The 711-nt window shown below is 44.3% G+C and carries 1 tRNA gene and 1 rRNA gene; both read left to right on the forward strand.

Annotated features, from left to right (window positions below):
• Positions 1-68: 68 nt before the first annotated feature.
• A tRNA-Glu gene (locus tag QM857_RS09190) sits at positions 69-140 on the forward strand.
• A gap of 227 nt (positions 141-367) precedes the next feature.
• A 16S ribosomal RNA gene (locus QM857_RS09195) occupies positions 368-711 on the forward strand; the annotation flags it as partial.

Genomic DNA, 711 nt, shown 5'->3' on the forward strand with positions numbered 1-711 from the left:
AAAAAACAAATCAAACTAGTTGACAAGATTGTAAAAGTCGGTATAATAGAAAGAGTTGACAAGCTCACGGTCCGTTGGTCAAGGGGTTAAGACACCGCCTTTTCACGGCGGTAACACGGGTTCGAATCCCGTACGGACTATGGGTGTATTGCAGTAGAAGTTGAAAAAAATTTGAAAAAGTTATTGACAACAATTAGATGCTGTGATATACTAATATAGTTGTCGCTTGAGAGAATGAGTGACAAAGACCTTTGAAAACTGAACAAGACGAACCAATGTGCAGGGCACTATAACTTAAGGTTATAGTACTGAACAATGAAAAAAACAATAAATCTGTCAGTGACAGAAATGAGTGAGAACTCAAACTTTTAATGAGAGTTTGATCCTGGCTCAGGACGAACGCTGGCGGCGTGCCTAATACATGCAAGTAGAACGCTGAAGGAGGAGCTTGCTTCTCTGGATGAGTTGCGAACGGGTGAGTAACGCGTAGGTAACCTGCCTGGTAGCGGGGGATAACTATTGGAAACGATAGCTAATACCGCATAACAGTAGATATCGCATGATGACTGCTTAAAAGGTGCAACTGCACCACTACCAGATGGACCTGCGTTGTATTAGCTAGTTGGTGAGGTAACGGCTCACCAAGGCAACGATACATAGCCGACCTGAGAGGGTGATCGGCCACACTGGGACTGAGACACGGCCCAGACT

The organism is Streptococcus infantis (genome assembly GCF_047463315.1).
Lineage (GTDB): Bacteria > Bacillota > Bacilli > Lactobacillales > Streptococcaceae > Streptococcus > Streptococcus infantis_AB.